The 17,890-nt window shown below is 64.1% G+C and carries 12 protein-coding genes; 9 read left to right on the plus strand and 3 right to left on the minus strand.

Annotated elements, in window-relative coordinates:
- The first annotated feature begins 24 nt into the window (after positions 1 to 24).
- The 6 genes from thiC (at position 25) to AC1VXC_RS04885 (ending at position 9,813) form a co-directional block, all read left to right on the plus strand.
- Complete coding sequence (gene thiC / locus AC1VXC_RS04860) at positions 25 to 1,899, plus strand: phosphomethylpyrimidine synthase ThiC (protein ID WP_313493885.1); 1,875 nt, start codon at positions 25 to 27, stop codon at positions 1,897 to 1,899.
- A gap of 105 nt (positions 1,900 to 2,004) precedes the next feature.
- Positions 2,005 to 2,595: a DUF4136 domain-containing protein gene (locus AC1VXC_RS04865; protein ID WP_313173526.1), complete on the plus strand. Its 591-nt coding sequence runs from the start codon at positions 2,005 to 2,007 to the stop codon at positions 2,593 to 2,595.
- A 68-nt stretch (positions 2,596 to 2,663) separates the two neighbouring features.
- Positions 2,664 to 3,341, plus strand: coding sequence for an ion channel (locus AC1VXC_RS04870; RefSeq protein ID WP_481538905.1), 678 nt, complete (start codon positions 2,664 to 2,666; stop codon positions 3,339 to 3,341).
- Positions 3,342 to 3,583: 242 nt separating this feature from the next.
- Entirely contained in the window at positions 3,584 to 5,857 is a 2,274-nt protein-coding gene (locus AC1VXC_RS04875; protein WP_481538904.1) for a winged helix-turn-helix domain-containing protein, read from the plus strand.
- A 133-nt stretch (positions 5,858 to 5,990) separates the two neighbouring features.
- The gene (locus tag AC1VXC_RS04880; RefSeq protein ID WP_313173523.1) at positions 5,991 to 6,893 is read left to right on the plus strand and encodes a helix-turn-helix transcriptional regulator; all 903 of its coding nucleotides are present in this window, start codon (positions 5,991 to 5,993) and stop codon (positions 6,891 to 6,893) included.
- Positions 6,894 to 6,954: 61 nt separating this feature from the next.
- Positions 6,955 to 9,813 carry a TonB-dependent receptor gene (locus AC1VXC_RS04885; protein ID WP_313173522.1) on the plus strand — a complete coding sequence of 953 codons (2,859 nt, stop codon included), beginning with the start codon at positions 6,955 to 6,957 and terminating at the stop codon, positions 9,811 to 9,813.
- A 219-nt stretch (positions 9,814 to 10,032) separates the two neighbouring features.
- On the opposite strand, the gene AC1VXC_RS04890 is transcribed toward AC1VXC_RS04885, so the two are convergent.
- Positions 10,033 to 11,148 (minus strand): HDOD domain-containing protein, encoded by a 1,116-nt coding sequence (locus tag AC1VXC_RS04890; protein WP_313493889.1) that lies wholly within the window; start codon positions 11,146 to 11,148, stop codon positions 10,033 to 10,035.
- 161 nt (positions 11,149 to 11,309) lie between these two features.
- Positions 11,310 to 11,855 (minus strand): inorganic diphosphatase, encoded by a 546-nt coding sequence (ppa, locus tag AC1VXC_RS04895; protein ID WP_313173520.1) that lies wholly within the window; start codon positions 11,853 to 11,855, stop codon positions 11,310 to 11,312.
- A gap of 529 nt (positions 11,856 to 12,384) precedes the next feature.
- Here ppa and AC1VXC_RS04900 point away from each other — a divergent pair.
- Entirely contained in the window at positions 12,385 to 13,605 is a 1,221-nt protein-coding gene (locus AC1VXC_RS04900; RefSeq protein ID WP_481538903.1) for a helix-turn-helix domain-containing protein, read from the plus strand.
- Positions 13,606 to 13,652: 47 nt separating this feature from the next.
- Entirely contained in the window at positions 13,653 to 14,321 is a 669-nt protein-coding gene (locus AC1VXC_RS04905) for a glutaminyl-peptide cyclotransferase (protein ID WP_481538902.1), read from the plus strand.
- A 750-nt stretch (positions 14,322 to 15,071) separates the two neighbouring features.
- Here AC1VXC_RS04905 and AC1VXC_RS04910 read toward each other — a convergent pair.
- Positions 15,072 to 17,099, minus strand: coding sequence for a sodium-translocating pyrophosphatase (locus AC1VXC_RS04910; protein WP_313493895.1), 2,028 nt, complete (start codon positions 17,097 to 17,099; stop codon positions 15,072 to 15,074).
- Positions 17,100 to 17,341: 242 nt separating this feature from the next.
- Between AC1VXC_RS04910 and AC1VXC_RS04915 the strand changes: the two genes are divergently transcribed.
- Positions 17,342 to 17,848: a hypothetical protein gene (locus AC1VXC_RS04915; protein ID WP_313173516.1), complete on the plus strand. Its 507-nt coding sequence runs from the start codon at positions 17,342 to 17,344 to the stop codon at positions 17,846 to 17,848.
- Positions 17,849 to 17,890 lie beyond the last annotated feature (42 nt).

Genomic DNA, 17,890 nt, shown 5'->3' on the forward strand with positions numbered 1-17,890 from the left:
TGTGGATAGACAGGACGAATGCCCATGAATGCACAGCCCAGCCTGCAGCAACAGGCCCAGCAACTTTCCGAGTCGGTGACCCGGCCGATACCCGGCTCGCGCAAGATCTTCGTCGCCGGTTCGCGCCCGGACCTGCAGGTGCCGATGCGCGAGATCGCGCAGACCCGCACGCCAACCCTGTTTGGCGGCGAGGAGAACCATCCGATTACCGTGTACGACACCTCGGGCCCGTATACGGATCCGCAGGCCACCATCGATCTGGCAGCGGGGCTGGCAGCGGTGCGCAACGCCTGGATCGAGGAGCGCGGTGATACCGAGCAGTTGGCCGGGCTCAGTTCCGAGTTTGGCCGCGGTCGCCAACACGATGCCAAACTCGATGCCGTACGTTTCCCCGGCCGCACGCTGCCGCGCCGCGCGATTGGTACCGCCAACGTCACCCAGATGCATTACGCGCGCCGCGGGATCGTCACCCCGGAGATGGAGTACGTCGCCATCCGCGAGAACCAGCGGCTGGACGCGGTGCGTGATGCCGGTCTGCTCGCGCAGCATCCGGGGCAGAGTTTCGGTGCCAACATTCAGCAAATCATCACCCCGGAATTCGTGCGTGATGAAATCGCGCGGGGCCGCGCGGTGTTGCCGAACAACATCAACCACCCCGAGTGTGAGCCGATGATCATCGGCCGCAATTTCCTCACCAAGATCAACGCCAACATCGGCAACAGCGCGGTGTCCTCGGGTATCGCCGAGGAAGTGGAGAAGCTGGTGTGGGCGATCCGCTGGGGCGGCGACACGGTGATGGACCTGTCCACCGGCAAGCACATCCATGAGACGCGCGAGTGGATCGTGCGTAATTCGCCGGTGCCTATCGGTACCGTGCCGATCTACCAGGCGTTGGAGAAAGTGGATGGTCGTGCCGAGGAGCTCAACTGGGAGATCTTCCGCGACACCTTGATCGAACAGGCCGAGCAGGGCGTTGACTACTTCACCATCCACGCCGGGGTGCTGCTGCGACACGTGCCGCTTACCGCCAAACGCGTGACCGGCATCGTCTCGCGCGGTGGTTCAATCATGGCCAAGTGGTGCCTGGCGCACCACAAGGAAAACTTCCTCTACACGCACTTCGAAGACATCTGCGACATCATGAAGGCCTACGACGTGTCCTTCAGCCTTGGCGACGGTCTGCGCCCGGGTTGTATCGCCGATGCCAATGACGCCGCCCAGTTCGGTGAACTGGAAGCGCTGGGTGAACTGACCCGTATCGCCTGGAAGCACGATGTGCAGACCATCATCGAAGGCCCCGGCCACGTGCCGATGCATCTGATCAAGCAGAACATGGACAAGCAGCTGCACGAATGCGGCGAAGCGCCGTTCTATACCCTCGGGCCGCTGACCACCGACATCGCGCCGGGTTACGACCACATCACCAGTGCGATCGGTGCAGCGATGATCGGCTGGTACGGCACCGCGATGCTCTGCTACGTGACGCCCAAGGAACATCTTGGGCTGCCCAACCGGCAGGACGTGCGTGACGGCATCATGGCCTACAAGATCGCCGCCCATGCCGCTGACCTTGCCAAGGGCCATCCCGGCGCACAGGTTCGCGACAACGCACTGAGCAAGGCGCGCTTCGAGTTCCGCTGGGAGGACCAGTTCCACCTGGGCCTGGATCCGGAGAAGGCCAAGGAATTCCATGACGAAACCCTGCCCAAGGACGCGCACAAACTGGCCCACTTCTGCTCGATGTGCGGCCCGCATTTCTGTTCGATGAAGATCACCCAGGACGTGCGCGAGTACGCGGCCGAGCAGGGGGTTGATGAGGCGCAGGCGCTGGCGGCGGGCATGGCCGAGAAGTCCGCGCAGTTCCTGGCCGAAGGCGGCCAGGTCTACCGCGCCGAATAGCCCCGCCAGCGGGCCAGGGCACCTGCGCGGGTGCCCTGGCCCATGCTTGACGCCACACGCAGGACGGACGTGCTAGCGTGCAGCCGTCCACACCAGGGGTAGGCCATGAAACTTCGCTTTGTTTCGCTGTTTTTCGTCCTGTCCACGCTGCTCCTGCTGGGCGCCTGCGCCAGTACACCGCGCGTCGCCAGCCAGGCCGATCCCAGTGCGGATTTCTCGCGCTACCGCAGTTTCGCGTTCTTCACGCCGCTGGCGCTCGAGCAGCACGGCTATACCACCATAACCAGCAACCGCATCCGCGCCGCGGTGCGCACGCAGATGGAGGCGCGCGGTTATCGGTTCGATGAAGCCAATCCGGACCTGTGGGTGAACCTCAACGCCTACCTGCAGGACAAGACCCAGGTCACCACGATGCCGGAAGTGGATTACGACTATTACTACAGCTATCGCGCCCGTGGTTATGTCGCCGTGCCGTACTGGCGTGACCGCACCGACGTGCGCCAGTACACCGAGGGCACATTGAACGTGGATGTCGTCGATGCACGGCAGAAGCGCCTGGTCTGGGAAGGTGTCGCGGTGGGCACGGTCGGGCGGGTCAAGCCGGAGCAGCGGGGCGAGCGGATTGACGCAGCGGTGGCGGCGATCTTTGCCACCTATCCGTATCGCGCTGGAATGTCGGCCAATCCTGCTCCCTGATATTCCCGCCCAGGCGCAATGCAGCAACAGCAGCGTTCGCCACCGGCACTGAGGCACTGAAAGAGCATATGCAATCGCGCTTGAGATGGATCGTGATGGCGCGCCGGCACCCGTCGGCGTGGCTGCTGGCGGTGCAACTGCTCGGCGTACTGCTGTACCCGGCGATGGAGCACATGCCCGCCGGGCGCGCGTTGTTCGGCGTATTCGGCATGCTGGTGCTGGGCTTGGCGGTGTGGGTGGTAAGGCGCAGCCCGTTGTTGCTGTGGCTGGCGTTGACGCTGGCGATCCCGGCGGTGGTGTTCTCGATCGCCGGGGCCTTGCTCGGGCGTTATTCGCTGATCGCGGTGGCGCAGGCATTCGAATGCCTGCTGTATTTCTATACCTCCTGCAGCTTGATCGCCTACATGCTGCAGGATCACAAGGTGACGCGTGATGAGCTGTTCGCGGCAGGCGCCACGTTTACGCTGCTGGCGTGGGCGTTCGCGTTCGCCTATTCAGTCTGCCAGCACGTGTATCCGGGCAGTTTTGTGGCCACCAGCGAGGGCGATTTCCGAAGCTGGGTAGAGTTGCTTTATCTCAGCTTCAGCTTGCTGTCAGGGGTAGGCTTGAGTGATGTCGTGCCGGTGCATCCGCAGGCCCGTGCATTGGTGATGCTGGAGCAGTTTGCAGGCGTTATGTACGTTGCTTTGGTGGTTTCGCGGCTGGTCGGCCTGACCATTTACAAAGCCGAGAAAACTGAACACTAGATAAAAAAATCGCGCCGTACGGCGCGAATCATGTAGCGGATTATGTAATTACGTCGGCGAGAGAGAGCCTGATGTCATCCACGCGTGGGCGCGTGGGGAACCCGGTTAGAGTAATATTGGTTCCAGAAAAAACATTTGCTCTGTGCGTTGATGCCTTTTGCGGAACTTGGCGGCTTGGAAGGGCATGGGCCCTGACAGCTGGACACAGGATGCGTGTCCGCCAGCGATTTTGAACGACCGCGATGGCAACGAATTTCATCGAAAAACCAAGCTCTGACCGACTGCGTGTCGGTGAGTGTCTGGTGGTGCTTTCCTCCCGCGAGGTGCACCAGCCAGCAACATCCAGAACCCAACGGCTCACGCCCAAATCGGTGGGGGTGTTGCTGGTGCTTGCGCGTCGACCTGGGCAGGTGGTGACCCGCGACGAGCTGTTTGCCGAGGTCTGGCCGGACACCATGCCGACCAACGACGTGCTGACCCAGGCGGTTACCCAGCTGCGCAAGGCCTTCGCTGCAACCGAAGCAGGCGAAGGCGCAAGTTATATCGAAACGATCGCCAAAACCGGCTACCGCCTGCTGGCCCCGGTTGCCTGGGAATCGAGCCCGGACGCCGCGGTTGCCGATGCGCCCGAGGAGGCTGACGCAGCGGGTGTGGATGCGCCGCTGGCGCCTGTGCACGATGGCGCGCGCCATACGCGGCGCAAGGTGCGCCGTTACGGCTTGCTGGCGATCGGTGTCGCCTTGTTGTTGAGCACGCTGATGATGGCCTGGTTGCTGTGGGGCCGTGATGCGCCGTCGCAGACGGACGCAACGGTGGTCGAAGGCAATCGGGTAGTGGGCAGTCCTGCGCGTCCCTACCGCCTGATCACGGCGACCGAAGGCGTGGAGGTGAATCCTTCGCTGTCGCCCGACGGCGCGCTGGTGGTGTTCGCCCGCGAACAGGACAACAGTTCCAGCTTGTGGATACAGAGCGTGAGCAATGCAACCGCGACGCCGCTGCTGACGCCGCCTGCCGGCGCCCTGGATCGCTTCCCGGTATGGTCACCGAATGGCCGCAATGTGGCCTTTGCGCGATTCCTGCCACAGGGCGACTGCGAGGTGCTGGTGGTATCGGCCACCGGCACCGGGCTGCGTCGCGCCACGCGTTGTGATGGCACGGACATGCTCAGCTTCGACTGGGCGCCCGACGGGGCGAGCCTGCTGTTTGGGTCGATGACCGGGCGCTATGCCAGCCGCGGCATCCGCAGCCTGGATCTGGCATCGGGACGCTGGTCATCGCTGCGCTATGAGATGGGCAGCGACGACTTCGACTATGCGCCGCGCTATTCGCCAGACGGGAAAAAGATCGGTTTCGTGCGCAATCCCCAGGTGGGGGATATGTGGGTGATGGATGCCGACGGCAGCAATGCGCAGCGTTTGACCGACGACGCAGCCGAGATTCGTGGCTGGAGTTGGTTGGGCTCGGACGAGATGGTGTTTGGTCGTCGCATCGACAGCGAAGCGCGCCTGTATCGCCTGGATGTGGCCACGCGCGCACTGCGTGACATGGGCATCGACAACGCGCAGAGCCCGGCGGTGTCGCGGGGTGGTGGCAATCTGGCCTTCGTGCGCAGCCAGCCGCAGTTCGGCCTGTTCCGCATTCCACTCGGCGACGAAAACGAGCCGCCGCAGCGTCTGTTTGCATCGTCCGCGCGCGATGGCCAGCCGATGGTGTCGCCCGATGGCGCGCAGCTGGCGTTCACCTCGGACCGTTCCGGTGCGTTCGCGCTGTGGTGGGCGCGTCTGGATGAGCCGGCATCGCTGCAGATTATCGAGGGCGTGCGCCCTGAAGCACGCCAGCCCATGGACTGGTCCGAGGATGGGCGGCGCCTGTTGGTGACCGGCCGTGATGCCGACGGTGTGCCGGGCATCTACGAGGTGGCACCGGAAGAAGGTCATTGGGTGAAGCTGGCGGTGCCTGTGCGGGAACCGCTGCAGGCGGTGTATGGCCCCACGCCCGATACGCTGTTGGTGGTGGAGCGCGGGGATGATGAGCGGATGGCGCTGACCCTGTTTGATCGCCGGCAACAACCGTGGAAGCGCCTGGCATCGCTGGAAGGGGTATCACAGGTGCGCTATGACCGCGCCGCGCAGCGGGTGCTGTTCACGCGGCTGGCCAGTGGTGGGCTCTGGCAGGCCGCATCCAATCTGGCGCAGGACAGCGTGAAAAACGTGCACGCCGAATTGCCCAGCCGCTGGCGCTACCGGACCTGGGCCGTGGCCGCCAATGGTGCAGTGGAGTACCAGGAGATCAGCCGCAACTGCAGCAGCCGGTTGACCGCCATTGCCGGCGACGGTGCCAGCCAGTGCCTGGATGCCAAGCGCTTCAGCGCCGGCAATGGTCTGAGCCTGGCGCCGGACGGCAGTGCTGTTTTCATCGCCTTGGCCACCGCCGACAACGCCGATATCGGCATGATGCGGGTTCCGCAGCGTGCGCCGCGGCGGGTGATGGGCTTGGCCAAGTGGTTGTCACCATAGGGAAATTTGGTTTCGTAAGTTTTTCGTATGCCATATCGGGAAGAATTCGCAGCAATCTCGCCAGACTTTCCTGACCCACATCGCCAAAGTTGGCAAAACGTTCGCTCAATAAGAGCAAACGATGGTGTGCGACATGCGGCAGGTTTCGTGGGTGGATCGTGGTCAGTCGGTTTCGTTTGAAAAGCCTGCGGAGGATGGCCCGCGGCCAGCCTGTGTCGGCGTGGCCCGACTCGGCAGCCTGCAGACCTCGGGCACGGTATTCACGGTTTGGCTGCAGCTGCGCGGTACTGCCTGGGTGGAATCCAAGGAAGGAAAGTTCCGCCTGCGTCAGCGCGAATGGATTGCCTTCGAGAAAGAATCGCGGCCGCTGATCCAGGCGGGCCGGGACGGCATCTGCATTGGCGTGAGCCTGGATACCGACGCGCTGCGCATGCTGGGCACGCTGGCCGATTGCAGCGTGTATACCGGGCGCGGCCGCATGAGCCTGGGTGAGGCGCGCTTGGCGCTGCGGCTATGGCGCGAGGCGCAGGCACCGGGTTCAACCATCCACCAGCTGCGTCCGCTGCTGCTGCATCTTGCTTCGCTGCAACGTGATCTCGCCGGTACGGTGCAGCGTTGCCCTGGGCGTTCGCGCATCCGCAAGCGGCAGGTGTTCGGTCGCATGCAGCGTGCGCGCATGTATCTGGAAGGCAACAGCCACCGCGTCGTACGCATTGGTGAGTTGGCCGAGCTGACGAACTTCTCCAGCTGGTACCTGTCCAAGACCTTCCAGAGCCTGTATGAAGAAAGCCCGCAGTCCCTGTCGGCGCGGCTGCGACTGGAGCGCGCGGCGATGCTGTTGCGTGATACCGACATGATGATCGGTGAAGTGGCCTCTGCCAGCGGTTTTGATAACTGTTGCAGCTTTGCGCGTGCATTTCGTGCACGTTTTGGCGCATCGGCCACGCAGTACCGCGAGACGCCGGAGGCGTTGAAGCCAGATTCGGCAAAGTTTAAGGATGGCTTGCGCAAAACCAAGGCGGCAGTACGAACGTAACGTTCAGGGGTGTTTAACACACCGCTAACTTTGTCGTTTGTTTAGCTCTTTGGAGAGATTGATGAAGCTTCGTAATTCTGCAGTGCGGTTGGGCTTGCTCCCGGCCGGCATTGCTATTGCCTTGACCCCGTCTTTTGCTTCGGCGCAGGAAGCTGCTGCCGGCGCCACCACGCTGGACCGCCTGGAAGTCACCGGCTCGCGCATTCGTGGCGCGAACATGGAAACCCAGCAGCCGATCCTGACCCTGAGCCGTGAGAACCTGGAAAAGCAGGGCTTCACCTCGGTCGCCGACGTGCTGCAGAACATGACCTCGGCCGGTTCCCCGGCAATCTCCCGTTCGGAGTCGCTGGCTTCGGGCGAGAACGTCGGTGGTTACTACATCGATATCCGCAACCTGGGCGCCAACCGCACCCTGGTGCTGATGAACGGCAAGCGCCTGGGCGCTACCTCGGGCGGCTACCAGGATCTGAGCCAGATCCCGATGTCGGCCATCGAACGCATTGAAGTCCTGAAGGACGGCGCTTCGGCCATCTACGGTTCGGACGCCATCGCCGGCGTGGTCAACGTGATCACCCGCAAGAACTTCGACGGCGCTGAAGCCAACGTCTATATCGGCCAGTACGGCGAAGGCGACGGTGACCTGAACCAGTACTCCTTCACCCTGGGTTCGGCTGGCGAGCGCGGCAGCCTGACCCTGTCGGCCGAGTACTCCAAGCAGGATCCGGTGATGGCGAAGGACCGTTGGTTCTCGCGCAACGGTGGCAAGGGCCCGAACACCACTGCTGCCGACCTGAGCCCGATCGGCCCGAACGGCGTGTGGTGTGATCCGCGCGTATTCGGCGACTGCCTGCAGAAGAAGGACGGCCCGACCGTCATCTGGCAGACCCTGAACCCGGGTGGCAACCCGACCAACGAAAACGACTACCACCCGCTGACCCCGGGCGAGTACGCCAACGCCAACCAGCAGATGTCCCTGCAGACCGGCATCGAGCGCAAGTCGGTGTACGTCAATGGCACCTATGACTTCACGGACAACGTGTCGTTCAATGCCGACATCCTGTACAACGAGCGCTCCACCGACCAGCAGATCGCCGGTTACCCGTACCAGTCGCAGTCCTTCGAGACCCCGCTGGCTGGCAACAGCGCATTCAACCCGATCGGCCAGGACGTCGAGTTCCGTCGCCGCCTGTGGGAAATGCCGCGTACCACCGAAAGCAAGCTGAAGACCCTGCGCTTCGCGCCGACCATCAGCGGCTTCTTCGATTTCGCCGGCAAGTCCTTCGACTGGAACGTCGGTGCGCTGTTCAACCGCAACGAATCGACCAAGAGCAACCACGGCGACATGAGCCTGATTGCTGCACGTCAGGCCCTGGGCCAGTCGTTCATCGACGCTGACGGCGTTGCCCGTTGCGGCACTGCTGCCAAGCCGATCGCTGGCTGCCTTGCCTGGAACCCGCTGCTGCCGGCCGGCGTTGCTGGCCCGGGTTCGCTGGACAACAAGGACCTGCAGGAGTTCCTGTTCCCGACCTTCACCACCACCGGCGTCACCAAGACCACCTCGTTCACCGCTGACCTGGCGGGTTCGATCGTGACCCTGCCGGCCGGTGACCTGGGCTTCGCCATCGGTGTCGAGCACCGTGAAGAAGAAGGCCGCTTCGTGCCGGACGCGTTCATGCAGTCGGGCGAGTACACCGGCCTGCCGCAGAGCACCACCAACGGCAAGTATGATCTGGACGAGGTCTACCTCGAACTGAACATCCCGGTGCTGGCCGACATGGCGTTCGCCAAGGAACTGACCATCAACGTTGCTGGCCGTTACTCGGACTACAGCAACTTCGGTGACACCGTGAACGGCAAGTTCGGCGTGACCTGGCGTCCGCTGGATGAACTGCTGGTCCGTGGTACCTACGCTGAAGGCTTCCGCGCTCCGTCGGTCGACAACATGTACGGCGGCATCGGTGGCAGCTTCGAGAAGTACACCGATCCGTGCGGCATCGGCGCACCGGGCAGCGTCAACGGCAATGCAGCATGTAATGCTGCTGGCGTGCCGCTGGGCTACACCCAGCTGGGCCAGGGTCTGATCCCGTGCACCACCTACCCGTGCCAGACGCCGGACCAGTTCATCTCCGGTTCCAACCCGGCGCTGAAGCCGGAAACCTCGACCAGCAAGACCATCGGTGTTGTGTGGAGCCCGCGTTGGGTGCAGGGTCTGGACATCTCGCTTGACTGGTACAACTACCAGATCAAGGACATGATCATCTCCGACAGCGTCAACCGCATCCTGCGTGACTGCTACGTGCTGGGTGACAACAGCCGTTGCGCCAACGTCGTGCGTGCTGCTGATGGCCACATCAGCGACATGTTCTACGGCCTGGCCAACCTGGGTCAGATGGAAACCGAAGGTTACGACCTGGGTGTGAAGTACCGTCTGCCGGAAATGTCGTTCGGTCAGATCTCGATCGATTCGCAGACCACCTACACCGCCAAGTACGACGAAGTCGGCCAGAACAGCAAGGGCCAGAACATCATCGTCGGCAACGTTGGTTCGCCGGGTATCTTCCGCGTGCGCTCGAACCTGGGCGTGAACTGGGAGTACGGCGACTTCGGTGTGAACTACACCGCGCGTTACTACTCGGGCATGAAGGAAACCTGCGTTTCCAAGGCCGAGGGCTGGTGTGACCTGCCGAACCGTTATGAGAACGGTGAGAAGGCTCCGCTGCGTACCACCGGTTCGAACACCTTCCACGACCTGCAGGTCAGCTACAAGGCGCCGTGGGATGCCACCATCGCAGTGGGCGCGAACAACGTGTTCAACCACCGCGGTGCATTGCAGTACTCGGCTCCAAACAGCGACTTCGCCTACTACGGCGGCTTCGACATCGGCCGTTTCCTGTACATGAAGTACACCCAGCGCTTCTGATCCATTGAAGCACTGTGATGCGTGACGAAGGGTGGGCCGAAAGGCCCACCCTTCTTTTTTGTGTGTTGCCTGGCCCGGGTAGGCGCGCGCAGCCCGGGGGAGCGGGGCGGGCTGCACATCGCACGGCACGCCAACCGGGTGCGCCCTGCAAAAACAACAACGGCCGCTGGGCGGCCGTTGTCATTCACTGCTGGTCATGCGTGCCGATGCGACGCTGGCTCAGGCGTCCACGCTCAGGCCCATCATCTCGTCGGCGATCGCACGCCACTGTTCGAGTTTGGGCAACACGCCGACATTGGCCAGGTACTGCTCATCCACCGCGGTGCCAGCGGCCAGGGCGGTGGCGACGTGGACGGCACCGGCCACCCAGAAGCTGCGCACATTGGAACGGCCTGGCTGCAGCTGGAAGGCGACCGCCTCGATGATCGGCATCGGCAGGCCCCACAAGCCCATCAGATAGGCACCGGCTTCCGCATGGCCGGGACGGCTTTCGTCGGCCTCGGCGGGCTGGCGCTCGTCGCGCACACCCGGCAGCAGCAGGCCGATGTCGGCCAGCAATGCCGCGGTCGAGCCGAGCTCGGCGCTGGCGGACGGCAGCATTTTCGCGGCCAGGCGCGAGGCCAGCAGGGCACGCGATTGCATGGTGTTGCGATCCGGCCCGGACATGCCGGGCAGGGCGAAAACTTCGCTGGCCAGCACCAGGTCACGCAGCGTTGCCATGCCCAGGCGGGTCACCGCGCCGCGCAGATCGGAGATCGCGCGGCCATTGTTGAAGAACGCGGAGTTGGACAGCTGCAGCACCTTGGCGGCAATGGCCGGGTCGGCTGCAACCAGCTTGGCGATCTCCGCCGCGTTGCTCTCCTCGTCCTCTTCCAGCGCGTGCATCAGGCTCAGGTACAGGTGCGGCGGCGAGGGCAGTTTCTCGATGCGACCGATGGCCTGGCGCAGGCGCGGGCTGTCCAGCAGCTCACGCAGTTCTTCCAGGCTGGTCAGCGCCTCGAGCAGGATCTCGGGTGGCAGCGGCAGGGGCAGGAAGCGGTGGGCGACACCGATGATGCGCGCCGATGGCACGCGCTGGCTGTTGTCGCCGTCGATCAGGGCGATGCGGATGGTTTCCGGACGCAGGGTCCGGATCTGGCCGAGCAGGGTGGCCGGGGCCAGGTCGGGCAGAACCGGGGCAACAATGACCGCATCGATCGTGGCGGAAGACACTGCGACGATGGCGGCACTGCCGTCCGGGACCGACTCTACTTCCCACTCGTCGCCGAGATCGCCGATGTACTCAAGCAGCTCGGCCGACAGGCTGGCTTCGCCGCCGACTAACAGGATTCGCAAGACACTTCCCCTTGGACAAAACGCAAAATCCGAACAAAAAACAGGCCGGAAACCGGCCTGTCAATGTAGCTAATCGCTGGCAAAGGGTCATGCCCTCTACGAGAAAAACGTGATGGTTGTCGCTACGCAGGGCCGGGTGTTACGACCGTGCGCGGGCGCAATCAGACGTCCTGTTCCTGGGTGGCGAGGTAGGTCTTGTGGGCTTCGCTCAGGATGCGCTTGGCTTCAGCGGCATCGCCCCAGCCTTCGATCTTGACCCACTTGCCCTTCTCCAGGTCCTTGTAATGCTCGAAGAAGTGACCGATGCGCTCCAGCCAGTGGCTGGACACCTGGGCGATATCTTCGACATGGGCGTAGCCGCTGAAGATCTTGGCAACCGGCACGGCCAGGATCTTCTCGTCGCTACCGGCTTCGTCGCTCATCTTCAGCACACCAACCGGACGGCAGCGCACCACCGAACCCGGGACCAGCGGCAGCGGCAGCACCACCAGCACGTCGGCCGGGTCGCCGTCGCCGCACAGGGTCTGCGGCACGAAGCCGTAGTTGCAGGGGTAGCGCATCGGGGTGGACAGGATGCGGTCGACGAACATCGCGCCGCTTTCCTTGTCCATTTCGTACTTCACCGGCTCCGAATCCTTCGGGATCTCGACGATGACGTTGATTTCTTCCGGCGGGTTCTTGCCCGGCGAGACCAGTTTCAGGCCCATTGCGCTGACTCCGAATCGTTGTTGGTTGAAAAAGAGCTCCATTCTACGCCCACGGCTATTGCGGCGCACCAAACCGCGGCGAGCGGGCCGAACCGACAGAAGGGCGCCTGCCTGAATGGAGGTTATGGGAATCATTATCATTTCCTGCTGGCCCGTCGCTCTGCCGCCCCCGCTCAGCCAGTTCGGCGCCCGCGGCTTGCCGCTACGGCGTCCACGTCCAGCAATGCCAGGCCTGGACGGACCGCTGATCAGTGAAGGGCCCCCGCTGCGGCGAGTACCGGCGCGGCTGCCCTGCAGGGGCGGCGAAACCGGTGACGGCATCCAGGGAGGCAAGATCCGGGTGTCTGCATGCCGAGCTCCACCAGCGCACGCGCGGGGGCTGCGCCGGGACTTGTGGCGATTACGCCGCGCCACGCAGGGGGCGCAATGGGGGGCCACTGCCCATCGGCCACCCACAATGGTCCAGCCGTCACTCGCGGTGCTGCGCCGAACAAGTGCATCCGCGCACGACCGCGGCTAGCCTGCACCCATGGACTCCCTGATCTCCGCGTCCGCGCGTGCCCTTGCCACCGGCGACGTTCTGACCGCACTCAAGCACGTCGCATTGCGCGAGGATCCGCCAGCGCTGGCGCTGCGCGGGATCGCCATGGCCCAACTGGGTGATCTGCCGCGCGCGCGCGAACTGCTGCGAAATTCGCGGCGTGGCTTCGGCGCGCACGAAGTAGTGGCGCGCGCGCGCTGTGAGCTGGCCGAGGCCGAAGTGGGGCTGGCATTGCGTGAGCTCGGCGGTAACGCCGAGCCGCTGATTGCCATTGCAAGGGTGCTGGACGCGTGCGGCGATCACGCCAATGCGCTGCAGGCCTGGCTGATTCTTGCGCGGCGATGGCTGTTGCTGGGCAGGTTGCAGGAGGCCGCGGATGCATTGGCGCGATTGGAGGGCAAGCCACTGCCGGCGGCGCTGGCTGCCATGGCCGGATTGACGGCGGCAACGCTGGCCCTGCGACGAATGCGGATCGGCCAGGCACGCACGGCCCTCGCGCATGCGCGTAGCGCTGCCGCAGGTGCAGGCATTGCCGCATTGCGGGCGGAGGTGGACCGAGCCTTGCTCAAGCTGGACCAGCCCGCGGCACGTTGTCTTGGCAACGGTATCGATCAGCTGCTGTGCATCGATCAGGTACAGGCGCTGCTGGAGTCGGGCGCGCTGATCGTGGACGCTTGCCGGCGCGGCATCAGGATAGGTGACTGCTGGTTGTCACTGGCGAGGCGGCCGGTGCTGCTCGCGCTTGCTCGGGCGCTGGCCGAGGCCTGGCCAGCCGAGGTGGATCGCGAGGTGCTGATCATGCGTGCGTTCGGCATGCGTCATTACGACGACACGCTGCGGGCACGGTTGCGGGTGGAGATCGGCCGCCTGCGCAGACTCATCACGGTGCAGGCGCACATTGAAGCGACGCCTGCGGGTTTCCGCTTGTCTCCCCGCAGCGCCAGCGTGGTGAGGGTGCTGGTGCCGCCGATCGAAGGGGAACTGGCTGCAGTGATCGCGCTGCTTGCCGATGGCGCGGCCTGGTCCTCGTCGGCCTTGGGACTGGCCTTGGGCAGCAGCCAACGCAATGTGCAACGGGCGCTGCTGGAACTGGAGGCGGCAGGGCGCGTGCATGCGCAAGGGCGTGGCCGCGCGCAGCGCTGGCGGGCGATGCCGCTGGGCGGATTCACGACGATCTTGTTACTCCCTGCTGCGCTACCGATTGACTAGTTTGATTGCCAGGCAGCCAAACACGGACATGCCAGGAGATTGCAGCGATGAACACACAAGCACTCGACCCTGCGATGGCGGCAGGCAAGGTTCGACCCGCCGAGGTGATTCGCGAGTACGGCCCGTTTGCCGGCTCGGACACCGTCAACGGCGTCAGCTTCGACGGACAAAATGTCTGGGCTGCCACGGGTGTCGCCCTGGTGGCCTTCGATCCGGGTAGTGGCGAACCCGTGCGCAGCCTGGCGTTGCCCTGTGACGCAGGCACGGCGTTCGACGGCACCTATCTTTGGCAGATCGCCGAGGCGCGCATCGACAAGATCGACCCGCGAAGTGGTGAGGTGCTGGCGACGATTCCCGCACCCGGCGGTGGCACGGATTCGGGCATGGCATGGGCGGAAGGCAGCCTGTGGGTAGGCCAATACCGCCAGCGGAAAATCCACCAGATTGATCCCGCCGATGGCGCCATCCTGCGCACCATCGAATCCGACCGTTTCGTCACCGGCGTGTCGTGGGTGGATGGCGAACTCTGGCATGCCACTGGCGAGGCCGGGCAGAGCGACATCCGTCGTGTCCAGCCCGATACCGGCGCGGTGCTGGAACGCCTGCAGATGCCGGACGGGATCAGCGTCAGTGGCCTGGAAGGCGATGGCGGCGAGCTGTTCTATTGCGGCGGCGGCAACGACGGCAGGGTGTATGCGGTGAAGCGGCCGCGTTGATTGGAGCGGTGGCAGTACCACCGAGGATTTGTGGCTGATACGCCATCTGCTTCGCGGCTCACGCCGCTCCTGCAGGTGCCGTTGGCTGCGGAGACATTACCTGCAGCTTCCTACCTTCCCGTCGCCGGATACAAAGCCTCTCTCCCGCGTGCGGGAGAGGGGTTGGGGTGAGGGCAGCTTCTCGCTGTTGGCTTCAACAACGGCAACGGCACCAACAACGGCGCCAACTGCACCAACATGACGACTACGCCATCTGCTTCGCGGCTTACGCTCCTGCAGGTGCCGCTGGTTGCCGAGACATCGCCTGCAGCTTCCGACCTTCCCGTCGCTGGATACAAAGCCCCTCTCCCGCGGGCGGGAGAGGGGTTGGGGTGAGGGCAGCTTCTCGCTGCCAGCTTCAACTACAGCAGCGGGACCAACAGCACCAACAGCACCAACAGCACCAACAGCACCAACAGCAGCATGACGACTATGCCATCTGCTTCGCGGCATACGCCGCTCCTGCAGGTGCCGCTGGTTGCGGAGACATTACCTGCAGCTTCCGACCGTCACGTCGCCGGATACAAAGCCCCTCTCCCGCGCGCGGGAGAGGGGTTGGGGTGAGGGCCGCTTCCCGCGGTCAGCTTCAACTACAGCAGCGGCGCCTACAGCTGCGCCACGATGTTGATGATCGTGCTCTGCGCCTGCGGCGCCCCATCCCGTCTCCTTCCCTCGCGAGCAGGGGAAGGTGCCATGCGCAGTCGGCTTCGATCAGAGCAATGGCACCAGCAACAATGCCACGATGTTGATGATTTTTATGAGGGGGTTGATCGCCGGCCCGGCCGTGTCCTTGTACGGATCGCCCACGGTATCGCCAGTCACCGCCGCCTTGTGCGCTTCGCTGCCCTTGCCGCCGAAGTGACCGTCCTCGATGTATTTCTTGGCGTTGTCCCAGGCACCGCCACCGGTGGTCATCGAGATCGCCACGAACAGGCCGGTGACGATGGTGCCGATCAACAGGCCACCCAGCGCCTTCGGCCCGAGCAGCAGGCCAACCACCACCGGTACTGCGACCGGCAGCAATGACGGCACGATCATTTCCTTGATCGCCGAGCGCGTGAGCATGTCCACCGCCTTGTGGTACTGCGGCTTGGCGGTGCCCTGCATGATGCCGGGGATCTCGCGGAACTGGCGGCGTACTTCTTCCACCACCGCGCCGGCCGCGCGGCCTACCGCTTCCATCGCCATCGCGCCGAACAGGTAGGGGATCAAGCCGCCGATCAACAGGCCGATGATCACCGTGTGGTCGGACAGATCGAAGGCAAAGGCCTCGCCCGGATGCGCCACCTGCAGGTTGTGGGTGTAGTCGGCGAACAGCACCAGTGCTGCCAATGCCGCCGAACCGATCGCATAGCCCTTGGTCACCGCCTTGGTGGTATTGCCCACTGCATCCAGCGGATCGGTGATGTCGCGGATGTCCGACGGCAGCTCTGCCATCTCGGCGATGCCGCCGGCGTTGTCGGTGATCGGGCCGTAGGCATCCAGCGCGACGATCATGCCGGCCATCGACAGCATCGCAGTTGCTGCGATGGCGATGCCGTACAGGCCGCCGAAGTGGAAGGCCGACCAGATCGCCACACACACTGCGATAACCGGCAGTGCGGTGGATTTCATCGACACGCCGAGGCCGGCGATGATGTTGGTTCCGTGGCCGGTCGTCGATGCCTGCGCCACGTGCTGCACCGGCTTGTACTGGGTGCCGGTGTAGTACTCGGTGATCCACACGATGAGGCCGGTCAACACCAGGCCGATCAAGGCGCAGATGTAAAGATTGGTGGCACCGTGGCTGGAATCGGCCATCAGTTGCGTGGTGACCGGCCAGAAGGCGATGGCGGCCAGCACGCCGGAGACGATCACGCCCTTGTACAGCGCGCCCATGATCGAGCCGCCGGCTTTCACCTTGACGAAGAACGCACCGATGATCGAGGCGATGATCGACACGCCGCCCAGCACCAGCGGGTACAGCACCGCGTTGCGGCCGACTTCGGCCATCATCATGCCGCCGAGCAGCATGGTGGCGATCACCGTTACCGCGTAGGTCTCGAACAGATCGGCAGCCATGCCGGCGCAGTCGCCAACGTTGTCACCGACGTTGTCGGCGATCACCGCCGGGTTGCGCGGGTCGTCCTCGGGAATGCCGGCTTCGACCTTGCCGACCAGATCGGCGCCGACGTCCGCACCCTTGGTGAAGATGCCGCCGCCCAGTCGCGCGAAGATCGATATCAGCGAGCTGCCAAATGCCAACCCAACCAGCGCATGCAGGTTGTCGGCCTGGCTCAGACCCATGCGCTGCAGGAGCAGGTAGTAGCCCGCCACGCCAAGCAGGCCCAGCCCGACCACCAGCATGCCGGTGATCGCACCGCCGCGGAACGCCACATCCATGGCCGCGCTCATGCCGTTGCGAGCGGCCTCGGCGGTGCGCACGTTGGCACGTACCGACACGTTCATGCCGATATAACCGGCAGCACCGGACAGCACCGCGCCAATGGCGAAACCGATCGCCGTGTACCAGCTGAGGAAGACACCGACCAGCACGAACAACACCACGCCGACGATGGCGATGGTCAGGTATTGGCGGTTGAGATAGGCGCGCGCACCTTCCTGGATGGCGGCGGCGATTTCCTGCATGCGGGCATTGCCGGCAGGTTGGCGTAGGACCCATTGGGCCGAGATGATGCCGTAGACGATGGCGACAGCGGCGCAGACAAGCGAAAGCACAAGACCGTACTGTTCGAGCATGACCCCTCCAGCGTTGGTGGATGCCATCCAGCTGTGGATGAAGCGGGGACACGCCGGGTAGATCGAAGCACTGGAACAGACCCGGGCCGCGTGCGGCTGTGGTACGTGTCGCTGTGTTCAAACACTCTGAGGCGGCCTGAGTATGACTGCCAGCTGTCTCCACCGCCAGCAGGCAGCGTTCTTGCCCGGCGGTTCAGGCAGACGCTGGCAACGTCGGCAGCTTGCCGATAGGGAACACCATGATGAAAGTCGCATTCCACTTGATCCTGCTTGCCGCGCTGCCACTGCCGCTGTTCGCGGCCAACGCCAAGCCCGAGATCGAACGGCCAGCAGCCAGCCCACAGGCCGTTGCTGCGCTGCACACCGTGCGACAGATTCCCGAAGCCTGCACCCGCATCGAAGGGCGTTTCACTGGCGATGCCGCCGCTCCCTATGACATGCAGTTGGTGCGGATCAGCGCGCAATGTCAGGCGCGCGCTGCTTTCCTTGATTCAACCAAGGTGACGCCCAGCGAAGCCAGCGGTTGGAAACTCAACGAAGTCGTGCGCATCCCCTCGGCAAGCTGCAACACGCAGCAGGCCTTGATCGAGGTGTGGCGAAAACCGGCCGGCCAACAGGTGGCGCTGGACGGGCAGGGTCAGAACCGGGTGTACCTGGAAGATGCCAAGACGCAGGCGGCGGCGGGGCGCCTGGCCGCATTGCCAGCGTATTCGGCCGTCCTGAGAATGGAAGGAGCAAGCTGTCGCTGAGGGCGGCAGGTCACTGCAGGGCGCAGCGCTGCGCCCATGCCA

Source organism: Stenotrophomonas sp. STEN033, from assembly GCF_056856655.1.